Origin of the sequence: Neobacillus sp. 204 (genome assembly GCF_046562815.1) — a bacterium.
Lineage (GTDB): Bacteria > Bacillota > Bacilli > Bacillales > Cytobacillaceae > Neobacillus.
In genome coordinates, this window is sequence record NZ_JBJORY010000005.1 from 297,231 (window position 1) to 321,622 (window position 24,392).

At 38.4% G+C, this 24,392-nt stretch carries 22 protein-coding genes; 5 read left to right on the top strand and 17 right to left on the bottom strand.

Annotated features, from left to right (window positions below; genetic code table 11):
- Nucleotides 1-3: 3 nt before the first annotated feature.
- On the bottom strand, nt 4-1,752 hold the full coding sequence (locus ACJ004_RS12845; RefSeq protein ID WP_410893414.1) for a SulP family inorganic anion transporter: 1,749 nt from the start codon (nt 1,750-1,752) through the stop codon (nt 4-6).
- Nucleotides 1,753-2,091: 339 nt separating this feature from the next.
- On the opposite strand from ACJ004_RS12845, the gene ACJ004_RS12850 reads away from it, so the two are divergent.
- The gene (locus ACJ004_RS12850; protein WP_410893416.1) at nt 2,092-2,886 is read left to right on the top strand and encodes a TIGR00266 family protein; all 795 of its coding nucleotides are present in this window, start codon (nt 2,092-2,094) and stop codon (nt 2,884-2,886) included.
- A gap of 122 nt (nt 2,887-3,008) precedes the next feature.
- On the opposite strand, the gene ACJ004_RS12855 is transcribed toward ACJ004_RS12850, so the two are convergent.
- The 7 genes from ACJ004_RS12855 to ACJ004_RS12885 all read right to left on the bottom strand — a co-directional run bounded on the left by ACJ004_RS12855 (nt 3,009) and on the right by ACJ004_RS12885 (nt 9,492).
- Nucleotides 3,009-3,995 carry an ABC transporter permease subunit gene (locus tag ACJ004_RS12855; RefSeq protein WP_410893417.1) on the bottom strand — a complete coding sequence of 329 codons (987 nt, stop codon included), beginning with the start codon at nt 3,993-3,995 and terminating at the stop codon, nt 3,009-3,011.
- Nucleotides 3,992-4,867: an ABC transporter permease subunit gene (locus ACJ004_RS12860; protein WP_410893418.1), complete on the bottom strand. Its 876-nt coding sequence runs from the start codon at nt 4,865-4,867 to the stop codon at nt 3,992-3,994. The genes ACJ004_RS12855 and ACJ004_RS12860 overlap by 4 nt, the downstream gene beginning before the upstream one ends.
- Before the next feature lie 131 nt (nt 4,868-4,998).
- The gene (locus ACJ004_RS12865) at nt 4,999-6,471 is read right to left on the bottom strand and encodes a DUF4153 domain-containing protein (protein WP_410893419.1); all 1,473 of its coding nucleotides are present in this window, start codon (nt 6,469-6,471) and stop codon (nt 4,999-5,001) included.
- Nucleotides 6,472-6,540: 69 nt separating this feature from the next.
- Entirely contained in the window at nt 6,541-7,176 is a 636-nt protein-coding gene (locus ACJ004_RS12870; RefSeq protein ID WP_410893420.1) for an HAAS signaling domain-containing protein, read from the bottom strand.
- A complete protein-coding gene (locus tag ACJ004_RS12875; RefSeq protein WP_410893421.1) occupies nt 7,157-7,504 on the bottom strand; it encodes a PadR family transcriptional regulator in 348 nt (115 codons plus the stop codon). Before ACJ004_RS12875 ends, ACJ004_RS12870 begins: the two co-directional genes overlap by 20 nt.
- Nucleotides 7,505-7,783: 279 nt before the next feature.
- Nucleotides 7,784-7,957 carry a hypothetical protein gene (locus tag ACJ004_RS12880; protein WP_410893422.1) on the bottom strand — a complete coding sequence of 58 codons (174 nt, stop codon included), beginning with the start codon at nt 7,955-7,957 and terminating at the stop codon, nt 7,784-7,786.
- Between the two features lie 92 nt (nt 7,958-8,049).
- Nucleotides 8,050-9,492 (bottom strand): amino acid permease, encoded by a 1,443-nt coding sequence (locus tag ACJ004_RS12885; protein ID WP_410893423.1) that lies wholly within the window; start codon nt 9,490-9,492, stop codon nt 8,050-8,052.
- A gap of 482 nt (nt 9,493-9,974) precedes the next feature.
- Here ACJ004_RS12885 and ACJ004_RS12890 point away from each other — a divergent pair, with 482 nt between their 5' ends.
- Both ACJ004_RS12890 and ACJ004_RS12895 read left to right on the top strand, forming a co-directional pair.
- The gene (locus tag ACJ004_RS12890) at nt 9,975-11,390 is read left to right on the top strand and encodes a sigma-54 interaction domain-containing protein (RefSeq protein WP_410893424.1); all 1,416 of its coding nucleotides are present in this window, start codon (nt 9,975-9,977) and stop codon (nt 11,388-11,390) included.
- A gap of 222 nt (nt 11,391-11,612) precedes the next feature.
- Nucleotides 11,613-11,819, top strand: a complete 207-nt coding sequence (locus tag ACJ004_RS12895; RefSeq protein WP_410893425.1) for a methionine aminopeptidase — start codon at nt 11,613-11,615, stop codon at nt 11,817-11,819.
- Nucleotides 11,820-11,974: 155 nt separating this feature from the next.
- Here ACJ004_RS12895 and ACJ004_RS12900 read toward each other — a convergent pair whose 3' ends face one another.
- Both ACJ004_RS12900 and aspA read right to left on the bottom strand, forming a co-directional pair.
- Entirely contained in the window at nt 11,975-13,006 is a 1,032-nt protein-coding gene (locus ACJ004_RS12900; RefSeq protein ID WP_410893426.1) for a VanW family protein, read from the bottom strand.
- Nucleotides 13,007-13,219: 213 nt separating this feature from the next.
- The gene (gene aspA / locus ACJ004_RS12905; RefSeq protein WP_410893427.1) at nt 13,220-14,644 is read right to left on the bottom strand and encodes an aspartate ammonia-lyase; all 1,425 of its coding nucleotides are present in this window, start codon (nt 14,642-14,644) and stop codon (nt 13,220-13,222) included.
- Between the two features lie 413 nt (nt 14,645-15,057).
- On the opposite strand from aspA, the gene ACJ004_RS12910 reads away from it, so the two are divergent.
- Complete coding sequence (locus ACJ004_RS12910) at nt 15,058-16,845, top strand: cytochrome P450 (protein WP_410893428.1); 1,788 nt, start codon at nt 15,058-15,060, stop codon at nt 16,843-16,845.
- A gap of 73 nt (nt 16,846-16,918) precedes the next feature.
- Here the strand turns inward: ACJ004_RS12910 and ACJ004_RS12915 are convergent, their stop codons facing one another.
- Complete coding sequence (locus tag ACJ004_RS12915) at nt 16,919-17,341, bottom strand: MarR family winged helix-turn-helix transcriptional regulator (protein WP_410893429.1); 423 nt, start codon at nt 17,339-17,341, stop codon at nt 16,919-16,921.
- A gap of 243 nt (nt 17,342-17,584) precedes the next feature.
- Here ACJ004_RS12915 and ACJ004_RS12920 point away from each other — a divergent pair, with 243 nt between their 5' ends.
- Entirely contained in the window at nt 17,585-18,829 is a 1,245-nt protein-coding gene (locus tag ACJ004_RS12920) for an MFS transporter (protein ID WP_410893430.1), read from the top strand.
- A 46-nt stretch (nt 18,830-18,875) separates the two neighbouring features.
- On the opposite strand, the gene ACJ004_RS12925 is transcribed toward ACJ004_RS12920, so the two are convergent.
- The 6 genes from ACJ004_RS12925 to ACJ004_RS12950 form a co-directional block, all read right to left on the bottom strand.
- Complete coding sequence (locus ACJ004_RS12925) at nt 18,876-19,760, bottom strand: YitT family protein (RefSeq protein ID WP_410893431.1); 885 nt, start codon at nt 19,758-19,760, stop codon at nt 18,876-18,878.
- A gap of 202 nt (nt 19,761-19,962) precedes the next feature.
- Entirely contained in the window at nt 19,963-20,691 is a 729-nt protein-coding gene (locus ACJ004_RS12930) for a sirohydrochlorin chelatase (protein ID WP_410893432.1), read from the bottom strand.
- 93 nt (nt 20,692-20,784) lie between these two features.
- Nucleotides 20,785-21,384, bottom strand: a complete 600-nt coding sequence (cysC, locus tag ACJ004_RS12935) for an adenylyl-sulfate kinase (protein WP_410893433.1) — start codon at nt 21,382-21,384, stop codon at nt 20,785-20,787.
- Nucleotides 21,385-21,399: 15 nt separating this feature from the next.
- Nucleotides 21,400-22,548, bottom strand: coding sequence for a sulfate adenylyltransferase (gene sat, locus ACJ004_RS12940; RefSeq protein WP_410893434.1), 1,149 nt, complete (start codon nt 22,546-22,548; stop codon nt 21,400-21,402).
- Between the two features lie 5 nt (nt 22,549-22,553).
- Nucleotides 22,554-23,651, bottom strand: a complete 1,098-nt coding sequence (gene cysP, locus ACJ004_RS12945) for a sulfate permease (protein ID WP_410893495.1) — start codon at nt 23,649-23,651, stop codon at nt 22,554-22,556.
- Nucleotides 23,652-23,659: 8 nt separating this feature from the next.
- The gene (locus ACJ004_RS12950; protein ID WP_410893435.1) at nt 23,660-24,376 is read right to left on the bottom strand and encodes a phosphoadenylyl-sulfate reductase; all 717 of its coding nucleotides are present in this window, start codon (nt 24,374-24,376) and stop codon (nt 23,660-23,662) included.
- Nucleotides 24,377-24,392: the final 16 nt, after the last annotated feature.

Consider the following 24,392-nt stretch of genomic DNA (forward strand, 5'->3'; position numbering starts at 1 on the left):
TTTTTAGAAAGTAGCAGTAAGCTTTGTCCTGCTGCCCTCTACTGCCTCTGCTGCGGATAGTTTTTTACATTCCCTAAAGGCGAAATGCTTACAACCGAGGCACTTATTTTTGTTAATATGCTCAAGGGCATATTGGATGGCTTCTCCGGTATGTTCAAAGAAATGTTCCTCGCCGATCATTTGATATAATCCTGTCTTTTTCAAGACACTTTCCGGCTGCGGATTTAAACCTGATATCATGATTATACCATTTTTCGAAAAATGGCGAACAATACTTGATAAAGTTGCTTCTCCCGTTGTATCCATTAATGGAACCTTACTCATGCGCAACAATAGAATCTTCGGCCGATAATTGATGGTGCTCATGATTGTTTTTTCAAACGTTTCCGCAGCCCCAAAAAATAATGGACCCTCTACATTGAAGATACTAATTTGGGGGCAATCATTTGTATCAGAGACTATTCCTGACTCTACCTTCTCATGTTTATGTTTTCTATTTGGTAATGCTTTTGCCGTAACCATAACGTCACTCATTCGTTTTGCAAAAAGAATCGCGGACATAACCAACCCAACTTCCACAGCCATGGTTAAATTCACGAAAACTGTTAATAAAAACGTAACCATTAAGACTAATGAATCTGTCGATTTTGTTTTTAAAATATGTGAAAAAACTTTTCTTTCACTCATATTCCATGCTACGACCATCAAAATTGGTGCCATACTAGCTAAAGGTATATAAGATGCATAGGGTGCAAAAAACATCAGGACTAACAAGACAACAACTCCATGGATTATTCCAGAGAACGGTGATATCGCTCCATTCTTAATATTTGTTGCTGTACGTGCGATGGCACCTGTTGCTGGAATTCCGCCAAATAAAGGGGTAATCATATTGGCAATACCTTGCCCGATTAACTCTTTATTACTGTTGTGCCTGCTATTCGTCATTCCGTCTGCGACAACGGCTGATAACAATGACTCAATCCCACCTAACATCGCAATGATAAATGCTGGCTTTAGCATTTTAACAATCATTTCTACATTCAGGTTGGGAATATGGAGTTCAGGTAATGTACTTGGAATTTGTCCATAGGCTGTTCCGATCGTCGCAATTTGTGTTGGATAAAACAAAGTTGCAATGACGGAGGAAACAACTAAGCCAATCAACGGGCCTGGAACTCTTGGTGCTATCCTTGGCGTGATGATGACAGTTCCTAGGCAAATGGCCGAAGTTAAAATACTAAACATATTAAAGGTGTCTAAATGAACAAAAATTTCTTGAACATTCCGAACAAATTCCTCGTGTTTTTTAATTCCTACTAAACCTAGGAAACTAGCAATTTGACCAGTAAATATCGTGACTGCAATGCCTGTGGTAAATCCAATCGTTACTGGTCTTGGAATATATTTAATTAAAGATCCAAGCCTGAAGATGCCCATCAACAACAGAATAACTCCGGCGAGAAAGCCAGCGATGAGGAGATTTTCATAGCCATAAGTCATCACAATACCAAATAAAATCGGAATAAACGCTCCGGTAGGTCCTCCGATTTGATACTTCGATCCACCAAATAAGGAGATAAGAATCCCTGCAACAACTGTTGTATAGATTCCATACTCTGGCTTCACCCCTGAAGCAATCGCAAACGCCATCCCAAGCGGAATCGCGATTACCCCGACAATCAATCCTGACAGGAGATCTTTTGGCACACTCCTTAAGGAATAATTATGGAATCTCTTATCCTTTAACATATTAACCCTTCTTATCTTCTTATTTTTGTATATCTGATTATTTGAATATATGGTAATTTATCTTCCAAATCAAGCATTTTGTTTAAAAATATATTTTTAAGAAATCACTTGTTAGATTGATGAGACCGTGTTACAATAGCTAAGCGATGAGCTGAGTTGTGTAAGTCGAGAAACATTCCTTTTGGAACGCACTATGTGGAGTGTGGTTTTTCGCCTCAATACGCGAAGGACGTCTGTGTAAACAGGCGTCCTTTTTTATTTTTGTTAAAATTAGCACTTTTTTCCTAAATTTTTTATAATATATATAGATTTGCCAATATTAAAAGTGGAGGGAAAAGTATGAATAACCACGAAATTGATTATAAAATCTATGGGGATGACATGCAGTTTGTTGAAATTGAGCTGGATCCACAAGAGACTGTCGTTGCTGAAGCAGGAAGTTTCATGATGATGGAAGATGACATACATATGGAGACGATATTTGGTGATGGAAGCGGCCCAGGTGGCGGAAGCGGGCTGATGGGCAAACTGTTTAGTGCCGGAAAGCGAGTGCTTACTGGTGAAAGCTTGTTTATGACAGCCTTTACTAATAATGGCATCGGCAAGAAGCGTGTTTCGTTTGCTTCCCCTTATCCTGGAAAGATCATTCCAATGGACTTAAGCCAATATGGAGGGAAAATAATCTGCCAAAAAGATGCCTTTCTGGCTGCGGCTAAAGGCGTTCAGGTTGGGATTGAATTCCAACGTAAAATTGGTGCCGGCTTCTTTGGCGGCGAGGGATTTATCATGCAAAAATTAGAAGGTGATGGTCTTGCTTTTGTTCACGCCGGCGGAACGATTATTAAAAAAGATCTCCTGCCTGGTCAGTCCTTGCGAGTGGATACAGGTTGTTTAGTGGCGATGACAAGTAGTGTTAATTACGATATTGAATTTGTAAAAGGAGTTAAAACAGCATTGTTTGGTGGTGAAGGCTTGTTTTTCGCGACACTGCGCGGACCAGGTTCCGTCTGGATTCAATCATTGCCATTTAGCCGTCTAGCCAGCCGGGTATTTGCTGCAGCGCCTTCTCGCGGCGGGGCAAAAGATGAAGGCAGTATTGCTCGAGGAATCTTTGATATGTTTAATGGGGACTGATTTTGGGGCGGGATCATTTGATCCTGCTTTTTTATTTGACCAAAAAAAAAACCGAGCAATTGCCCGGTTTCTCCGAAAAGCCAATTAACTTAAGATATTTTTCAACCAAAACAAAATGCCTATTACTTTTGAATAAACTCAAATTGATTAGAGGTATAAGTAAGCATTTTCGGATCTAGGGCCTTCTTCTTCCTCTTAACTGCCTTTATCTCATATAAATTTTCTTCTAATTCTTTCTTTATTACATTCACGATGACAATTACTACAAAAAAACCTATCACAGGACTTAAGATAGACCATGGAGCAGGAACAAATTCGCTGAAATTTTGACCAATTAAACCAGCCCATTCATTCGATATGGTAGCTGGCTTTGGCGGTTCATCATACCCCATTACCCCCGCTCTATTACTCCCTCCAAGAAACATCCCAAACAGACCAAGCTGCATCGTAATGTGGAGTGTACTAATAAATTGCTGAACAGTAAATAATATCCCGTAAGAACGGATATACGGCATCAATTGTTTTCTTATAATATGTAGTTTCCCTGCCCCCATTAACTTAGAGCTTTGCACAAAAGACGTTTTTAATAATTCATCGATTACATCTGAAGCGAAAATGGTCACAGAGGGAAATCCGATAAAAACAAGAATAATCATTTGACAGATAACAATGGAAGAAACGGCCACATCATTAAAATCACCCACAATCGGAAACATTAAAATGTAAGCAATCAAAATCGATGGGACGTAACGAAAAGTTAAGAAGAAGTCTTTCACATAACTTTTTAAGAAGGGAGCCCACAGAGATAGGAAAATACCAAAAATACCTCCAAGAACAACTCGTAAAAGCGCAACTCCAAGTGTGGAGACTAAAGTATATTTAGCCCCATATAGAAGGAGCCAGTGCATATCCTCACCATTTCGATTGGTACCCAATATATGCTGTTCTGATGGAGGAAATGGTGCCCTGCCGAGTATCTCGCCCTGTTCATTTTTTACAAGTACCTGATGATTAAAATCTTGGGGTCCATACAAAGGGTATAAAATACTCACTATTAATAGGAGCAATAGTAAAGTGGAGCCTATTATTGTTTTTTTATATTTTCTCATAGGCTTACTGCCTCCTTCCCTTTAATCAACTTAGAAATCAACCATCCTGCTGCCTCCATAACTAACAGTGGCATGGATAACATGAGCAAACAAGCAACAAGTGAAGGGAAATCTCCACCCATATTGACAATCTTAATAAATTGTTGATTAAACCCATTTATGTTAAACAAAACTTCTACTAGATAGATATTAGATAATAATACCCAAACGATGGTTCTAAACTGGAAGATTAAGAGCGGAACAATGTTTCTCATGATATGGACAAGCAGTGTTCTAATCCTCCCCATTCCCTTTGCCCTCGCATAAAGAACATACTGTTGAACTTGTTCCTCATCGATAACTTTGATTAGAAACTGCAGCAAAAAGAAAAAAGGCAGAAAAGAAACAGTCATGATTGGCACAAAATAAGGCTTATGGCCAAATAAACCATAGAGTTGTAAAAACTTTAAACCCGTAGATTTATATAGTGTGATAACAAAAAACTGAAATAAAAAGATTACTAGTAAATCAGGAACCGCTTCAAAAAAATTAATCCCGCTTTTTAAATGTTTTCTTACTTTTTCAGGAGAAATAATGATCAATACAGCCGAAACCGTGGCAAGACAACTGATAAAGAGGAGGCTGACCAGGAGAATAGTCATAGTGTATTGATAACTCTCGGCAATTTCTAATTTCTTGAAAAAATCTAAGTAACCAATCCCTTTAATATCCACTAATAAATGAAAATCCGCCTTTACATTGATCCAGAGTGTTTTGAAATTTAACACCACATGATTTTTTCCAATTCCTAATAAGGATGGAAGATTAAAAATAAAGAGAATGCCAGATACTATTAATATAATTCTGATAAAAACACGAAAAAACCGTTTCATTCTATCCCACCTACTCATTTTATCCGAAAAAATACAGTCCATTTCCTTTGTACCATTTAATTGCTATTTTAGCAAATTTTCCAATTTATTTAAAAATAAAAAACGATTCGGAGTTCCGAATCGTCTTTCAACTAATTAATATCCAACTTCCTAAGTTCAGAGAATGCCTGCTCTCGTTTAAGATTATAGGATTGCCATTGGCTGTCTTCAGCAAGTGCTTGCTGCTTTCGCTCGATGAGAATAGTTTTTAAATCCGGTATAGTCTGATCTTTATCATATAGATCGATTAATCCTAGAACTCCTGTATAAGACAAGTTATTGAGGTAGTGAACATCAATTTTCCCGCTCAGTTCGTACCGGTTCATATTTTCATTCACGACCATCTTATCTAAGTCAATCAACGTGATTGCTGTATAATAGATTAATGAGGTTATAAAATAAAAATGAAATAACGACAGTTTCTCAACCCAAATTTTCACCAGGGTGTACGTAAAAATGACAACAAGAAAAATCATAAACGAATGGACAAGAACTCTTGTGAACGTAAATCCGTATGCATCTTCATACATACCTAACCGCAGGAATGCGGACGTAAGCATAACAGAGCTTGCGAGGACGAGGATGGTTAACATCAATTGTGTTGCTCTTTGAATAAACCTTGTAGCACGATTTACGAAGGTTAACACGATTACTGTGATCGATAAATTGATTAGTGTAACAAAAAGGAGTTCAAAAAACCCCTTTCGTGCGTATTCTGCATAGGTAAAGTCCACTTGTAATGCTCCGCTGAAGAAATACCGAAATTGGACGAGAGTAAACAATAGATACACTACATTAATAATAACAAGAACGGTAATTGTGATAATCCCATCAATTTTATAGGGTTGCTCGTTTGCTTGCTGTTTTATCACGTTCGTATGTCTGCTGGAAAGGATTTGCAAAAAGCCAAAAAAGACTACAGTTAAGATTAGAATGACAATTACTCTCATGATCCGCTCAATATTAATGACTTGGAACCATTGTGGAATCCCGCCAATTAATTGTTCAAACTGAGAGTCTGCCGATATGAGTAAGTTTAAAACAACAAAAAGGATAGGCAGTGAGATCGCAATCCCGAGGATTATCTTTTTCCATATTAATAATTTGTCTTCATTGACGCCAGATTTAAAACTCTTCCCAAATAAGGTAACGAAGCCAATATTAAATTTAAGTGATTGGAGGAGACGCGTGAATATGAACTTTACAAATGCTAGTTTATTCCATTGAAGATTTTTGGGACTTGTGATTAACACTAAATGAAAGATTACCAACCCTGGTATTACCATGATATTTAAACCATAAAATAAAAAGTTATTATTTAGGAAGTAGTTGGCCGACATCAGCCAGATGCAACAGAGAATCAAGTATCCTAACCGTTGATGGGAAAATTGATAGCGGCGGTACCTCCAAAAAAATACCGAGTAAAAAGCAGAAATAAACACGAAGTAGGATATCCCTATCTCACTGCGAAAAAATGCCTCCTCCGCTAAGATCCCCAGTAATAAACATAACAATAAAAAGATCCAAGCAGATTTACCAATTTTCGTTTCTATTTTCGTTTCCATCTTCATCCCTCTTTCAGTATAGATTTTCTATATATATAGTTTTACTAGGTATATATCCAAAAAAAATGCTTATACCGAAGCTTTTCTCCCCCATCGATAGCCAATCCAACTGACCGGATATAAGATGATGGTAAAAATGATACAAGCAATTATAAACGTCTTCGTTAACAATGGGGCAAACCAGGAATGCGGAATAATTTGAAAAACCGTTAAGACCATTAATAATAAATTGGGAATAAGCGAAAGTAAAAACGTTTTATTAAGAAGCACCTTTCCGTTATGACCAAAGCCCTTTCCAATTTCATAGCCTAATAACGCCCAAAAAAACATATACAAACAGGCAATTAAGGTTGGAATTGCGGTTAAGTGATTCCAAGTAACCGAAAGCCATTCCCATTGATAGATATTATGTGCCAAGGTTAGTAAACTGCCCCCTCCAAAAAATAAAACATTTAAAAGGATAAACAGCCATTTCATATTGCTGGGGGTAACAGAAAACTCTTCTCTCCAAATTTGAATGATTTCTTCTGGACTGCCTAGGCGGGATACAATCAGATCATAAACTGTTTCCTCTTCCTGACTTTCCGATTCAATGAGAATTTCATCAATATGTGACTCATACTCACGGAGAATTTCCTCTTTATCTAACTGGTTTCCTAATCCCTTTGCCAACTCTTTAAGAAACCTATTCTTCGGCCGTTCCATGTTTCGATCTCCCTATCACTTTGTTCATTACTTTAACAAAGTCCTGCCATTCACGCGTTTTCTCACCCAATAATTCTTTTCCTGCTTTTGTGATCTTGTAATACTTACGGGCTGGGCCCTTTTCTTTTTCCTGCCAATAACATTCAATGTACTCTTGCTTTTCAAGCTTGTGAAGTGCTGGATACAAAGTTCCCTCTTTAACACTTAAATCATTATCACTGCGTTGTTCCAGTTCTTTCACTAATTCATAGCCATACATATCCCGTTCGTTTAATAACTGAAGGAGGATTAATGAAGTACTGCCTTTCACTAATTCACGGTTGAACATTTTCTCACCTACCTAGATATTTTAGGTACATAGAAATTCTATACCAAACACATTACATTGTAAATAGCTAAGGCTCTTTTCGTAAACTTTGTTGCATTTGGAGCTTAATAAGGGTCATTAACTAAGTTTCAATGCAATTTTCGCATAAGTTTTTACGAAAAGATGCCACGAAGAATATAGCTATACAGGTTGACTTATATGAAAAACAATAATCTATGCGAAAATAGCCATAGCGAATAAAAAATAGTGGCAATATTTTCATCGCCACTACCCTTTACTTTATTTTACCCGTCCATTATTTCTGAGCACCTTTATATTTTGATCACGCTCGCCACCGTCAGATAATTCCTCTGAAAACTCATGTTTTGCTTCGTTTCCAACTAATTCCCCTTGCTTGATGGTCCTCGCTGATAAATTGTTATTTGGTGCTGCTTGTTCATTCCATTTTCCCATTATAATCACCTCAGGTAGTAGTATTTGATTTTTGTTATTTCTTATCCACATACAAAAACGCATGGAAAAACCCATGCGTCTTCACAAAAATATTAGATAACCATTTTTTTATTTTCATGCAATTGTAATTCTTGCTCGGCTGTTCCATCTTCTTCGCGGTTCTTTTTTATTCTAAAATGATAAATTAAATAACAAATAGCTACAAACGGAACCCCAAGATATAGTGCCAAACGTTGTGCTGAATCAAAAGCTAAGCTCACGAGAACAAAACAGTTTAATGTTAATGCGATAATCGGAAGTGCAGGATACAGAGGTGTTCTGAATTTAAGATCTTCAACCTTGCCGCCTTCACGGATAAATTTTCTGCGGAAAGCCATTTGCGATGCTGTAATCGAAATCCAACCTACCTGAGCACCTAATCCCGCGACAGAAAGCAACCAAACAAAAACAGTTTCTTCGGCAAAGAATCCTGACAATAATGATAATAAAGCAATCCCCATTGTCAAAATTAATGAGTTGATTGGGACGCCTTGTTTATTTACTTTCCCAAGTGCAGGTCGAGTCATTTTCTCTTTAGACATGGCATATAACATCCGTGTAGCGGCATAAAGTCCAGAGTTTGCAACAGAAAGTAATGCTGTTAGGATAACAAAGTTCATAATGTCGGCTGCATATGGAATTCCGATACTATCAAAAACGACAACAAACGGACTTTCCACGACTCCAGCTTGTTTCATTGGGATTAAGCTAGCTAACACGAATATTGCTAAAACAAAGAAAAATAACGTACGCCAGACGGTTTGTTTGATTGATTTTGGAATCGTCTTCTCTGGATCTTCACTCTCACCAGCTGCTATCCCAATTAATTCTGTCCCCTGAAACGAAAAGTTAACAGCAATCATTGTAATAATTAAGGCTGTAAATCCATGTGGTAACAATCCATGTGCTGTGAAATTCGAGAAAAATGGTGCTGGTTGTCCACCTTTTAAGTGAATTAAACCAAACATCGCCGCTCCCCCAAGGACGATAAAGGCGATAATTGCGAAGATTTTAATACTAGAAAACCAAAATTCAGTTTCACCAAACGCACGGGCTGAAAGTGCATTAAGTGAAAATAAAACGATTGCAAAAATCGCACACCACATCCAAATAGGTGAACCCGGAAACCATCTTTGCATAAGCTGTCCTGCAGATAATAACTCCAATGCTACTGTTACGGACCAGCCTAACCAATAAAGCCAGCCAAGCGCAAATCCAGTTCCTGGGCCAATAAACTTCGTTGTGTATGTTTGAAATGAACCAGATACCGGCATTGCGACAGATAATTCACCGAGACATAGCATCGTTAAAAACATAATCAAACCGCCGACAATATAAGAAAGAATCGCACCAGTTGGTCCTGCTTGGCTAATCGTATAGCCAGAACCTAAGAAAAGACCTGACCCGATTACCCCCCCTAAAGAGATCATGAATAAATGTCTCGTCTTCATCGTTCGTTTTAATTCATGATTTGAATTGTTTTCCTGCAAATTCATTAAATTTCCCCCTTCTCCACCAAAAAAGAATACGCTTCCAGAACTTTTAGTGCCAAATAATAGGATAATTTTTTTAAAGGCTGCTGATGAAGAAACCTTCGCATTAGAAATTATACGGAAATAGTAGTCTATTAACAAGAAATAATAATTTCTAAATTATCACTATATTTTTAAAATATTAAAATGCAAGTTTCATGCCAAACTTAATTTGCTTATATGTGAACATTTTTTGAACAAAAAAGCAAAAAATCTTTGCATATTGAAAAATTATTTTGCACCTAAACTGCAAAAATACTTTTTCCACAAAAAAGGAAGAGTAATATTCTTCAAATTTATCTAAATAACGGTTTAATCTTTCTAATGCCAATTTTCTTTGCTAATTTCTATGTTATTTCGATAAAACTGCAAATTTTTTTTGCATTATTACGATTTTTTTGATTAAATAAGTGAATAAAGGATTAAACAAAGGGAATGAATCAAGAATGGAGAAAACAAATACAGTTAGTCATTTACAATTTCTAAATCAGATGTATAAGCGGATTTTAGACGAGGTCGATGTGGGTGTCCATGCCGTTGATGAAACCGGGAAAACGATTATTTATAATAAAAAAATGATGCAAATGGAGTCGATGGACCTTCAAGACGTCATTAATAAGAACCTTCTTGATGTGTTTATGTTTAAAGACGACCAATCTAGTACACTAGTAAAAGCGCTTCAGGAAGGCAAAGAAGCTAGTAACGTAAAACAAACTTATTTCAATAATAAGGGCCGTAAAATTACTACCATTAACAATACCATTCCTATTTATCAGAACGAAAAACTTCAGGGTGCTGTGGAGATAGCTAATGATGTTACTAAGCTGGAGCGACTCATTAAAGGTAATTTGAATAAGGGGACTACCCGATACACGTTTGATAAAATTATTGGGGATAGCCCCGCCATTAAAGAAGTGATTGAATCGGCTAAGCGAGCGACCCGAACCTCTTCTTATGTTCTGATCGTTGGAGATACCGGTACCGGGAAGGAACTTTTTGCTCAAAGTATTCACAATGGAAGTAATCGTTTATCTGCTCCGTTTATTTCACAAAACTGTGCGGCTTTACCTGATAATCTTATCGAAAGTCTACTGTTTGGTACAAAGCGCGGTGCCTTCACGGGGGCTGTTGATACCCCAGGCTTATTCGAACAGGCCAATGGTGGAACACTGCTTCTTGATGAGATTAACTCCTTGAATTTAAATCTTCAGGCAAAATTACTTCGTGTTCTTCAGGAAAAAACGATCAGACGAATCGGTGATACGAAGGATACCCCTGTAGATGTTCGAGTTATTGCCAATATGAATGAGGATCCAATCGATGCAATTGCCAATAATCGCATGCGCAAAGACTTATATTATCGACTTGGAGTCGTTACCATTTTTATTCCAGCGCTAAAAGACAGGAAAGAAGATATTCCATTATTAGTCCAGCGTTTTATTCAAAAATATAATGAGCTATTCCAAATGAATGTAAAAGGGTTGTCCGAGGAGGTTCAACAATCTTTCTTTGAATATGACTGGTTGGGGAATGTTCGGGAACTTGAGCATATTATTGAAGCAGCTATGAATATTATGATGGATGAAGAATTGATATTATACTCCCATTTACCCTATCAATATCGAAGCAAAATGCAGATGAAAGAGAGAATGATTCCCTTATCGACCGTTGACACTTTTATAAAGGAAAATTCGGATGTCGCTGTACCGCTAAAATATCAAATGGAATTATTTGAAAAATCCTATATTGATCATGTTTTATCTAAAAATGATTTTAATATTTCTCGAACGGCTAATCTCCTTGGACTGAGTCGACAAAGCCTGCAGTATCGAATGAAAAAATTGAACATGAATGGAAAATAAGATTTACGAGGATAAGAGTGGGAAGCGATTAAGCTTTCCGCTTTTTTTATTTGATTCAGCACAAAACGAAGAGAATTCACATAAAATTATTATAGAAAAGTAAATTAGTTTGATAAATGGAATCTTTTATTCCAACGATTTTCCCATAAGCAATTAAATAATACAAGCATAATAATTCCATTTTTTCTCCATACTAAGAAGAAAAAAGCTGAGGTGAATAAAATGGGACTACTCAATACTTTTAACCAATGGAAAGAGACAAAATACCAAAATCATGTCTCTAATATGAAAGACCAAGGCAAATGTCCTGATTGTCATGGTCGGGGCTATACCGTGTACCCTTATAATGAATTTGCCTACTTTAATTCGCTCGAATGTCCAGGGTGTCAAGGCACAGGTCAATATACAGATTGGGAAGAAATGCAGTAACAAAAAGCGGTGGCTCCCGTTTAGCGAGTCTGACTGAGCGCTCCAACAAATCCCTTTACAAAAATAATAAATCCCTTCATTATTACCGTAGATTCGGACAATGAAGGGATTGTTTTTATGGCATCATTTCATTTGGGAAATTCACAACTTACTAGTTAGATTCGTTTCTTAAGTTGACTTTGATAAGTTTTTGACGTTCTTACTTCAACCGTGAGTGACCCTCCGTTTACAATTGCTTTTAATAGTATAGGTACACCTGTCGTATTTTGAAACCTAAAATCTTTACCTCCATAAGAAACAGTCGCATCTCTGCCTTTTGGCACGTAACCCACCGTTAATGAATGATGATGTTTTTCGATATATTTTACTGCCAATTGATCGATAGCATTATACAAAGTAGAAGAAGTTTGGCAGATGCCTCCACCATAGCCCTCGACTAACTTCCCGTAATTGATCTCAGGGGCTTTTTGGTAGCCGTGCTCGGCATCACTCGGGCCAACGGTAGTATTATATGAGAAAGAATCATTCACGCCAAGGATGACATTATTTATCGCCTTTGCCGATAATTCAATATTTTTAGTTCTTCCCACCGTACTACTATTAAAATGAGTGGTATATGTGGCGACTACAACATCATCTAATTGGGATGCTTCCTCAGCCTGATATCCGCTTGCGTTCACATATAAAGGTAATTCCACATTGCCGCCTTTTTCTGATACCAACATAATTTTTTCAGCTAACTCTTCTTCATCAAGGATTTGTTGAGGAGTACCCTTGATAATCTCACCATTTTCATCGAGTTTATCAAGAACCATTCGTTTGTCGTAACCCGGTTTCGATTCGGTTCCCCGAGCCAATTCTCTTGTCAATTTGGCTATTTCATTTTTATAATCGTCAGAATTCGTTATATATCCTAAATCTTTCGTATTAAATGTTTTAATTATATCTTTCGTATTCGGATCAATAATATTTACGTATATAGGTCTTGCTTCTTCCCGTTTTCGTTCTTCCTCTTGTTTCTTTGCTTCTGCCAGTTTCTTTTCTTCTTGTAATTTTTTCTCTTTTTCGGTTTTTTGCTGCTGTTCGGCTGCCTTAGCTGCTTTTTCTTTTGCTGTAAGTTCCGTGCATCCAGTTCCAATTAAACAAATTGCGACTAATAGTAAAATTACCCAATTTCGTTTCGCCATTTTCTCCTACTTTACTCCTTTTTGTATAGCCCTATGCCCTTTTATATTGTTAGACGATATCCAATGATTTTTGTTTCATCTGACTCTATTATTCTATTCCACTTTTAAGTCCAATTTCCTGCAAAAAAATGGAAATCATTATTAAAAATAAAAAACAGAGTGCCTGACACCCAATACGTGGAAGTATCGGGTGTCAGGCACCACTTTAATATATTAATCTTTATCTAGAAGAGCCGCACCTGATATTCCTGGTTTGGTCATTTCATAGATATTTAAAATGATATCTAACTCTTCTTCGCTAAGAACATCATACTTTAAGCAAAGTTCGCGAACTGATTTCCCTGTTACCGTTGCTTCTCTTGCAATCCTCGCGGCCACTTCATAGCCGAGATGTGGATTAACCGCAGTTATAATCCCAACGCTCTTTTCGACATTTTCTTTTAAGCGTGCCTCATTTGCCTCAATACCTACTAAACAATGATCAGTAAAGGAACGGAAGCCGTTGTTCATAATACTAATAGATTGAAGTAAATTAAATACCAATACTGGTTCCATAACGTTTAATTCAAGTTGACCTGCTTCTGATGCGAGGCAAATGGTATGATCATTCCCGATTACTTGGAAGGCAATTTGATTAATCAATTCTGGCATGACAGGATTCACTTTCCCCGGCATAATGGATGAACCTGGCTGACGAGCTGGCAGTGAGATCTCCCCTAGTCCTGCACGTGGACCTGAGGCCATTAATCGAAGGTCATTGGCAATTTTTGACATATTCATCATACACACTTTAAGTGCAGCTGAAACCTCAGTATATGCATCCGTATTTTGAGTAGCATCCACTAAATGTTCTGCATTGACTAATGGTAGTCCACTTATGACTGCCAGTTGTTTGACGACATCTTCAATATATTTTGGATCTGCATTTAATCCAGTTCCTACCGCCGTTGCACCCATGTTAACTTCAAATAAATTTTCACGGGATAGATTGATTCGCTTAATATCACGTTCAAGGACACGGGAATAAGCTTCAAATTCTTGACCAAGACGAATGGGAACGGCATCCTGGAGATGGGTACGCCCCATTTTAATCACTTTTTCAAATTGCTTCGCTTTGTCCTTAAATACCTTATGCATATCCTTCATAGTCACTAGTAATTTTTCCAATAATCTTAGTGTTGCAATATGAATAGCTGTTGGAAATACATCATTGGTCGATTGCGACATATTTACATGTGTATTAGGACTCAAATGCAGATAGTCACCCTTTTCATGTCCAAGCAATTCTAGCCCTCTGTTGGCAATCACTTCGTTGGCGTTCATATTCATAGATGTTCCCGCTCCACCTTGGATTGGGTCAACGATGAACTGATCGTTCCATTTCCCTGCAATAATTTCATCCGCAGCCTCGCTAATTACGTTACCAAGGCCACTATACAACCTCTTCGTATTCATATTGGCAATCGCTGCTGCTTTTTTGATCATTGCAAGGGCGATTATCAATTCCTCATGGATTCGATAGCCTGTAATTGGAAAATTTTCCACTGCCCTTAGAGTTTGAATACCATAATAAGCATCTGCTGGTATCTCTTTTTTTCCTAAAAAGTCTTGTTCGATTCGTTTAGTGTCCATGATCATCTGTCTCCCACCCTTTTTAAAAACAGTCGATATAAAAATGTTTATTACACAAAGATAATACCAGTTTAGAGTACCAATGTCTCTCTTTTTAAAACGATTATTCTGTTGATATAATATTCACACAAAAACCCTTTCGATCCATACAAAAATGAAAACGAAAAATATCCAATCAAAAACTTACATTTTTTATAAGATTGGTAGACAAAGCCTGTTTAATCATCACTGTTTTCTGTTGACTTTTATTCGTTCCATGCCGAAAACGAAAAATATGAAGAAAATTGTCTTAAAATTTTGTCTTCTCTATCTTATATAAACAATCTATTCGTGTTATAATCTATCTTAATATTATTTTAATATTATAAATTTTATAATCATTTTGATTATGAAAGGAATTTAATCAAGATATACATACCATGGTATCTCTTGTCGTCCGGATTATTGAAGAGCGTAAATTAGGTGAGGACCCTGGGGCAGAGGACCTTCTTTCTCGAATGCTTAAAAGCGCAGATCCGGTAACAGGTGAAAAGTTGAGTGATGAAAATATCCGCTATCAAATAATTACCTTTTTAATTGCTGGGCATGAAACAACTAGCGGTTTACTCTCATTTGCTTTATATTTCCTAATGAAACATCCGGATAAGCTTGAAAAAGCCTATGCAGAGGTGGACCAGGTTCTAACGGATGCAATTCCAAGTTACCCTCAGGTTCGAAATCTAAAATACATTCGCATGATTCTGAATGAATCACTGCGACTATGGCCTACAGCCCCACTTTTTTCGCTATTTGCAAAGGAAGACACACTGCTAGCCGGAAAATATCCGCTTAAAAAGAGGGATGTTGTCAATGTGTTACTTCCTAAACTGCACCGCGATCGAAATGCTTGGGGAAATGACGTTGAAGAATTTAAGCCTGAGAGATTCGAGGATCCAAGCAATATCCCACACGATGCCTTCAAACCGTTTGGAAATGGACAGCGTGCGTGTATTGGGCAGCAATTCGCTATGCATGAAGCAACCTTACTAATTGGGATGATCCTTAAACACTTCCATCTTATTGACCATACAAATTATCATTTAAAAGTGAAGGAAACCTTAACCCTAAAACCAGACGGATTAAAAATGCAGGTTCGGCCCCGTGAGACTTTTAATAATGTTCCCCTTGTAATGAATGAAACAAGTACAACATTAGAGCCTACTAAAGAACAAGCATCACAGGGGAGTCCATCGATTATTGGTGCACATAACACACCACTTCTTGTCCTATACGGTTCTAATATGGGTACAGCAGAGGGCATCGCACGTGACTTGGCAGTAACCGCTCGGTTTAAAGGATTCCGAAGTGAAGTTGCACCATTAGATGAATTTGCAGGAGGACTACCAAAAGAGGGAGCAATCCTTATCATTACTTCCTCCTACAATGGGAATCCGCCAAAAAATGCCCGTAAATTTGTAAAATGGCTAAAGGAAGATGATGCGGATTCTTTGAATGGTGTCAAATTTGCTGTTTTTGGCTGTGGTGATACCAATTGGGCTAGTACGTACCAAGAGATTCCAACTTATATTGATGAAAAGCTTTGTGAAAGAGGTGCCACACGGTTGTTCCACAAGGGTCAAGGAGATGCGAGCAGTGAATTTGAGAAGCAGTACGAAGAATGGCATGCCCAGGTTTGGCCAAAGGTATTTGATGTTTTTGGGTTAAAGAGTATGAACCATAGTAGTTCAGTGCACAACACCTTAACGGTTCATTTTGTTAATGGTTTATCAGGTAGCCCGTTACCACGTGAAGAGGTTCCCAATCAAGAGGATTACACGATTGGATTCATTTCTCAGAATTCGGCAGAACTGGTTGAACGAGTCCTTAATCGTTATGGTCTTGATAGAAATACGCAAATTATCTTAAGCGGAAACCAGGTTGAAGTTAACCATCTTCCACTAGATTTTCCTGTTCGTGCGTGGGATTTACTAAGCTTTAGTGTCGACTTGGCGGATACTGTCACCCCTGACCAACTCCGTGTCCTTGCTGAATTTACCGTCTGTCCACCACACAAGCTGGAATTAGAGTCACTCCTTAGCAATGAAGCCTATCAATTGCAAATTGCTAGAAAAGGAATTTCGATGTTACATCTATTAGAAAAATACCCAGCCTGTGAACTTCCATTTGAGAGATTTATAGAACTTTTATCACCTTTGAAATCCCGATAAAAAAAGAGGTTGATCCAGAAAGTTGTTTTCACAACTTTTCGGATTACCTCTTTTTTTCCAATCCATATACAAGTTATCTAAATGACCGATTAAATTTCTTTAAAAGTTTCGCAAATTGTTCGCGGTCATCATCTGACCAATCTTCTACTAGTTCGGTAATTCTCTCTAAACGTGCCCGTTTATAATCGAACAATTCCTTTGTACCCTGTTCAGTTATCTCAAGATAGTATGCCCTCCCATCCAAAGGATCAGGGATTCTGTATAAATAACCTTTATGCTCTAAAGCGGCTGCTTGTCTACTAATTGTTGATATGTCTAACTGAAATTCTTCAGCCAACACTTTGACCCCTACTGCCCCTTTTTCGACGATTCGCCGAAGGATGAGATAAGCAGATCGATCAAGATTACCGAATTTTTTATTAATCGAATTTGAAGTGGTTCGGCGAATCAGAATGGCCAACTCCAGTTCGATCATCTCTAAGGAATATTTATCCATTTCTTTCCTTCCTCACTGTTAACCTAATTTCTTCATATATTTATGATAACATACGAACTTAATCAATTGTAAACACTGACATAGCCTTATTGCAAAAGGACTATTGACGTAGTGGAAATTGATTGTATAATACAATTATATACTTTCATCATACAACTAATTCAAAAAGTTGGAAAGACTCAGGAGGGATTGAAAAATTAATTGACCTCAAGAGAAATTTTACAAACAATAGGGGGAATTTAAATGTCAGCAACACCAGAATCTAATATTGGGACTCCACAACCGATATTGGAGATAGCCGATAAAAAGGCTGGTTTACTTAACCAACCCAAAGCAGTTTGGGCCGTTTTTTTTGCGAGTATTATTGCGTTCATGGGCTTGGGTCTTGTAGATCCTATTTTGCCGGCAATCGCACAACAATTAAATGCCTCTCATAGTGAAGTTACCTTGCTGTTTACTAGTTATAATGCTGTTATGGCAGTAGCCATGCTTATTACGGGAGTAATTTCGTCAAGACTTGGCATCAAATGGACATTACTCACTGGAATTGTGATTATTGCGATCTTTTCAGCCCTGGGCGGGTTTTCAAACGGGATTTGGACACTCGTTGGACTTCGAGGAGGCTGGGGCCTTGGGAATGCGTTGTTTGTAGCAACAGCTTTATCGGCAATCGTGTCACTTTCTAATAGCGGAACAGCAAAAGCGATCATTCTATATGAAGCAGCAATTGGTCTTGGAATTTCAGTGGGCCCACTATTAGGCGGCTGGCTTGGCGCAATTGTCTGGCGAGGTCCATTTCTTGGCGTTGCCACATTAATGATAATTGCCTTCATTGGTCTCTTCATCCTCATGCCAAAATCAACTGCTCCAAATGGGATAAAAACTCGATCTTCAGTATTGGATCCATTTCGCGCCTTAAAACATCGTTCTCTTCTTGTTTTCGGGATTGCAGCAGCACTCTATAACTTTGGCTTCTTTACCTTGCTGGCCTATGCACCATTCGTTATGGGCTTGGATGAACACGGTTTAGGCTTCGTATTCCTTGGCTGGGGAATCCTACTAGCTCTCACCTCTGTTTTTATGGCTCCAAAATTGACTGAATGGTTTGGAACCATAAAATCAATGTGTCTAATGTTAATTTTGTTTGCACTACTTTTGGTCGCTATGGGTGTATGGACCTCCACCCAATGGGTAATCATTGGAGCTGTTATTTTAGCCGGCGCCTTATTAGGAAATAACAATACCCTAATTACTACAGCCGTAATGAATGCAGCCCCGGTTGAACGATCGACGGCATCTGCTGCCTATAGCTTCCTCCGGTTTATTGGAGGTGCAATTGCACCATTTACAGCGGGAAAACTTACTGAAATATATAATCCAAGTGTTCCATTTCTCGTCGGAGCAGGTTTTGTCCTTATTTCGGTACTCTTTATCTGGGTTAACACGAAACATATAAGACATGTAGACAATCCCGGCCTGGGCCACTAATTTTGATAGAAGGATCTGTGATTAAAATGGCAGATCCTTTTTTCTGTTAATGGATGTCTTTTTTCTTAAATCGGCCTCCACGAACTTCTGATATGTCACCAATTGCTAAAAATGCAGAAGGATCTATATCTTGAACAATCGTGTTTAACTTAGACTCTTCCAACCTCGTAATAATACTGAAGATGACCTTTTTATTATCTCCAGTGAATGCACCTTGACCTTTAATGTATGTTACTCCCCTTCCGAGTCTAGCATTTATGGCATCTCCAATCTCCTCTGCTTCATCACTAATAATCCAAACAGATTTTGATTCTTCTAAACCAGCTACAACGGTATCAATAGCCTTTGAAGCAATAACATAGGCTAATAAGGAATACATTGCGCGATCCCAACTAAACACAAAACCTGCTGCTCCTAAGATAAAGATATTAATGAACATGATGATTTGCCCAACTGAAAATGGGACTTTTTTCGTTATCAAAAGTGCCAGGATTTCTGTTCCGTCCAGCGCACCGCCATTACGGATAACAACACCTACACCGGTTCCTAGGATCATCCCTCCAAAAACGGTTGCCAGAAGAATATCGTCGGTAAAAGCGGGAATGGGGTGAAAAAATGAAGTGAAAATCGATAAAACGATAATTCCATACACGGTTGATATAGCAAAGGTTTTTCCCAGCTGCTTATATCCCATATAAACAAATGGTAAGTTTAAAATGAGGAGGAAGAATCCTAATTTCCAACCTGTGATATGAGCAAGCATAATTGAAATACCGGTGATTCCACCATCAATTACATGGTTTGGAACTAGAAATATTTCTAACCCGGTTGCCATAAGAATGGCTCCAATGGTGATGGCGAATGCTCGGAGAATGATCTTCCTGAGTGGTAACTTTCGGTGTTGGACTTTTTCTTGAATGAATTCTGTCACATAATCACTTCTTTTCGTTAGAATTTAGCCATTAATTATTTCCGTTTGAATATAAAATAATCTATATCTATATGATAATTATTTCATTTTTACAACTAAAGATGAACTCAAGTTCATCTTTTTTATCATTACTTTGCTTAATCTCCCCATTTTTTCCAAAAAAATAGCTAAAATCATATTGATTTTAGCTAATGGTTAGAATTTATTCACTTTTTGTTGCTCGTTCAATGATAATATCTTCAATTACACGATGTTTGCTTAGCTGACCAGTGTGAATAATTTGCTGACCTAGTTCAAGTCTCTGTCTGACCATTTGGTCCACTTCCTTTAAAAGGAGACCGGAAAATAATAAATAGGGAATAACGATGATTTTTCCAGCAGCATGTTTTGAAATGGTTTCCACACCTTCTTGAAGCCGCGGCTCAGTTGCCGCTAAAAAACAAACCGCACAGTTTTCTATTTCAAGGCGTTCACTAATCCCTTGGGAAATCGCGGCGAAGGCAGAATGAATGCTCTTGTCACTACTGCCCCTTCCGACAATTAAAATCGAATCATGTGGCGATAGATCAAAGACCGTATTCCTAACCAACTCAGCAATCCCATCAAGAATTTTCCCCTGAACGCCAAATGGATCCCTTATATTTACATTGATATGCGGAAACCTCTTACAAAGGTGTGAAAGTGCTTGCGGAATATCCTCTTTAATATGACCAGCAGCTAACAAAAATAAGGGAACGACTGTAATTTCCGTCGCTCCCCTATCTACACAGCGCAGAAAGCCCTCTTCTATACCTGGCTTGGTCAGCTCGAGAAAACTGATTTCCTGAATCTCCACATCTATTCGTTCCATCACTCTATGTATAAAAGATTTGGCTTCTTCAGCCCCCTCTTTTGAACGTGTCCCATGGCCAATGTATAGAATTGCTCTCACCCTCACTGCTCCTTCCTAGATTTCTTTCAGATCCTTTACTAATCGCAACATCCCATACCATCTCTTCAAAGAAGAGATGGTACCACGATGAATTTAGATGATATTCTTCTCTCTTAAATAAGCAAAGACTTGTCCCACTGCTTCTTCCACTGTGACTTGATCAGAGTGAAGAGTAATTTCCGGCTGTTCTGGTGCTTCATAAGGAGAGTCGATTCCTGTGAAATCCTTGATCTCCCCACGGCGTGCTTTCGCATATAATTGCTTGGGATCACGACGTTCACATTCCTCGATTGGACATTGAACAAAGACTTCAATAAATTCACCGTCTTCAAACAAAGCGCGCACTTGATCTCGATCAGATCGGAAGGGAGAAATAAAGGCAGTCGTCACTACTTTTCCACTGTCAACAAACAATTTGGCTACTTCACCAATTCTACGGATATTTTCAGTTCGGTCAAAATCAGAAAAACCAAGATCCTTATTTAATCCGTGGCGAATGTTGTCCCCATCGAGAACATATTCACTGATTCCTTGTCGGAATAATTCGTGGGAAACAGCATTTGCGATGGTTGATTTACCAGACCCCGAGAGTCCAGTAAACCAAAGGGCGCAGCTTCCATGCCCATTTTTTTCACGTCGATTTTCTTTTGAAATCGATGTTTCATGCCATGTAATATTCGTTGGTTTCGTCATAGATTTATTTCCTCCTTACACGGTTGCTGTTTCTTTCATTCCTTCGATTAGTACTTCTACAACCTCTTTGCGGCTAAAAGTAGATGGTGGAAGTACGCCTGCGCGAAGCATCTCTCTTACCTTTGTGCCAGATAGGATTACCCTGTCTTCCTTGCTATGCGGGCAAGTTTTATCAGAAGCCATTCCTTCGCATTTAGTGCAATAGAAGCTATGTTCAAAGAACAACGGCTTAATTCCAAGCTCTTCTTCGGTAAAATTACTAAAAATGTGCTGTGCATCGTAAGTTCCATAATAGTTTCCTACTCCAGCATGATCACGGCCTACAATGAAATGGGTGCAGCCGAAATTCTTACGGGCAAGCGCATGGAAAATGGCTTCCCTTGGTCCTGCATAGCGCATTGCAGCTGGATAAACACCTAACTGGACGCGTTCGCTAGGGTAATAATTCTCAAGTAAAACACGGTAGCTTTTAAGACGAACATCCGCCGGAACATCATCAGACTTTGTTTCTCCAACAAGGGGGTTTACAAACAAGCCATCGACTGTTTCAAGAGCAGCTTTTTGAATGTATTCATGTGCGCGATGAATTGGATTTCTGGTTTGGAAGCCAACAACTGTCTTCCATCCCTTTTCTTCGAAAATAGCCCGAGTTTCCTTTGGCTCAAACCATACATCACCGAATACGCCTTTTTCTGATTTTTTTACTAACACGATTTCACCTGCCACATAGACAGGACCTCTTTCATAAAGTCGTTTCACACCTGGGTGGACAAGTTCTTCCGTCCTGTAGACTTCAAGTGCTTCCTTGTCTAAATCGGGTTCATACCACTCAGAAACCTTAATAACTCCATAAACCTCTTTGTTATGGACAAGTTTGAATTCTTCTCCAACAACTAGTGTACCAGCTACTTCATAAGAAACTGGGAGTGTTACTGGGATGGACCAAATCGTATTATCTGCTAAGCGCATATTGCTTACAACGGATTCATAATCAGCTTTGCCAAGAAACCCTTTTAAAGGACTAAATAGCCCGATTCCGATTAGTTCCAAGTCACTTAAGGCAATCGCATCAATTTCTAGTTCTTTTTCTACAGATGTTAGATCGTAATTAGGGTTAAACGCTTGAATAAGTTCTCCCCCATGTGGTTTTGGTAAGTATGACATATTTATCAACCTTTCTTTACTAGTTTTAATTCATTCGTAACCTTCGAGTTGGGTACTATTACCTTCGGAGGTGTTTTCTTCATTAAGAATAACACGCCAAAAACAGAGATTAGCACACCGGCCATTGCGATAATTGGATAAAAATTTCGTTCGATGACTAATTGGATGATGGTGTAAGAAAGAACCATCGATAAAACAGGTGATACAATCCAAACTGTTAACAACTGCACGACAATATCTTTTTTCAGTACTGCCTTCCCATATTTAGCAAAGCCAATTCCTATTATAGAGGAGGTGGTAATTTGCGTTAAAGGGACAGGAATACCAAAAATAGAGGCAGCTGTTACAATACTTGCTCCTGTACTAGAAATGATACAACCCTCTTCTAACTTGAGAGTAGTTATCTTTTTCCCATTTGTTTCAATGACACGATGGCCAAGAAAAAATGCACCTGCTGCAACGGCCAGACCGCCCCAAAGGACTGCATCTCCCTTATGCATTAATCCTGCTGCAACCAACGGCCCGACCGCGTTAGCCACATTGTTCATTCCTGCTGAGAAAGCCTCAAACATTCCCATGAAAACAACAATAATCACTAAAACAGGACCCGCTTTTGATTTCTCCATCCATGTTTTGATGATTGGCTGTTTCAAAAGTAATGCTGCTAAAATGGCAATTACAAATGCAACAAAAGGAGTGAGCAGCCAAAACATGGCAATCCACAAAATTTTTGAAAAAAATACTGATTGGTACACAACACCGGCACCAATAACAGAACCTACTGCCACTTCACTCGTAGAAAGAGGAATCCCAAAAATATTAGCTAGGAACAAAGATAATGCGGCTGAGGCTAAGACAATCAAAGCAATAGCAACAGTAAAGGTACTACTCGGGACAATCCCGCTCCCAATGGTTTTGACGACTTCCTCTCCTCCGAGCCAAGCTCCAAGGAAAACAGCAATCGCACAAAGTGCTAAGGCCCTTCTTTTCGTGATTACACCGGCTCCGTAGGATATTCCCATAGATGCAGCAGCTCCACTAGCCCCAATATTTACTGCAAAAAATAATCCTATTGAAACCGCAATGATTGTAAGCGTTGGAATGACCTCCTTTACTTAGAGTGCAATCCGCACTCTGTTTTACTACTGCCTGACCAACGTCCTTCGCGGGAATCACCATTAGTTCCAACCGCTTGAGTACAAGGAAAACAGCCAATACTTGGATAGTTTTGGTCATGTAATTGGTTATAAGGAAGATCTTTATCCCTGATATACTCCCAAACCTCATCCCAGGTCCAGTGAATTAAAGGACAGATTTTAATATTTTGAAATTTATCATCCCTGTTTATAAATTGAGTATCCTTTCTTGTTGGCGACTGCTCCCTGCGAAGACCTGAAATCCATGCCTCTCTTGGGGTTAGTGCCTCACGTAAAGGTATAACTTTTCTAATTTGACAGCATTGGTTAGGATCCCTTTTCCATAATGCTGAACCGTATTCCGCTGCTTGCTCGTCTAAACTCAAATTAGGTGTTTTTCGCTCAATTTGTAACTCTGGGAAACGTGCTTCAATTTGATCGATTACCTCATACGTTTCAGGAAAGTGAAGCCCTGTATCTAAAAAAACGATTTGCGCATCTTTTTTGACTTGATAAATTAAATCAATTAATACTATGGCTTCGGCACCAAAACTTGAGGCATAGATTATTTTCTCTTCAGGATACTGGCTGTATGCCCATTCTAAAACTGACAGTGCACCCTTTGTCTTGTCTTGAATGGAAAAAGTATCCGAAATTTGATTCCAATTTTCATAAGTTACAGCTTTTGTCATCCTATGGACCTCCTTT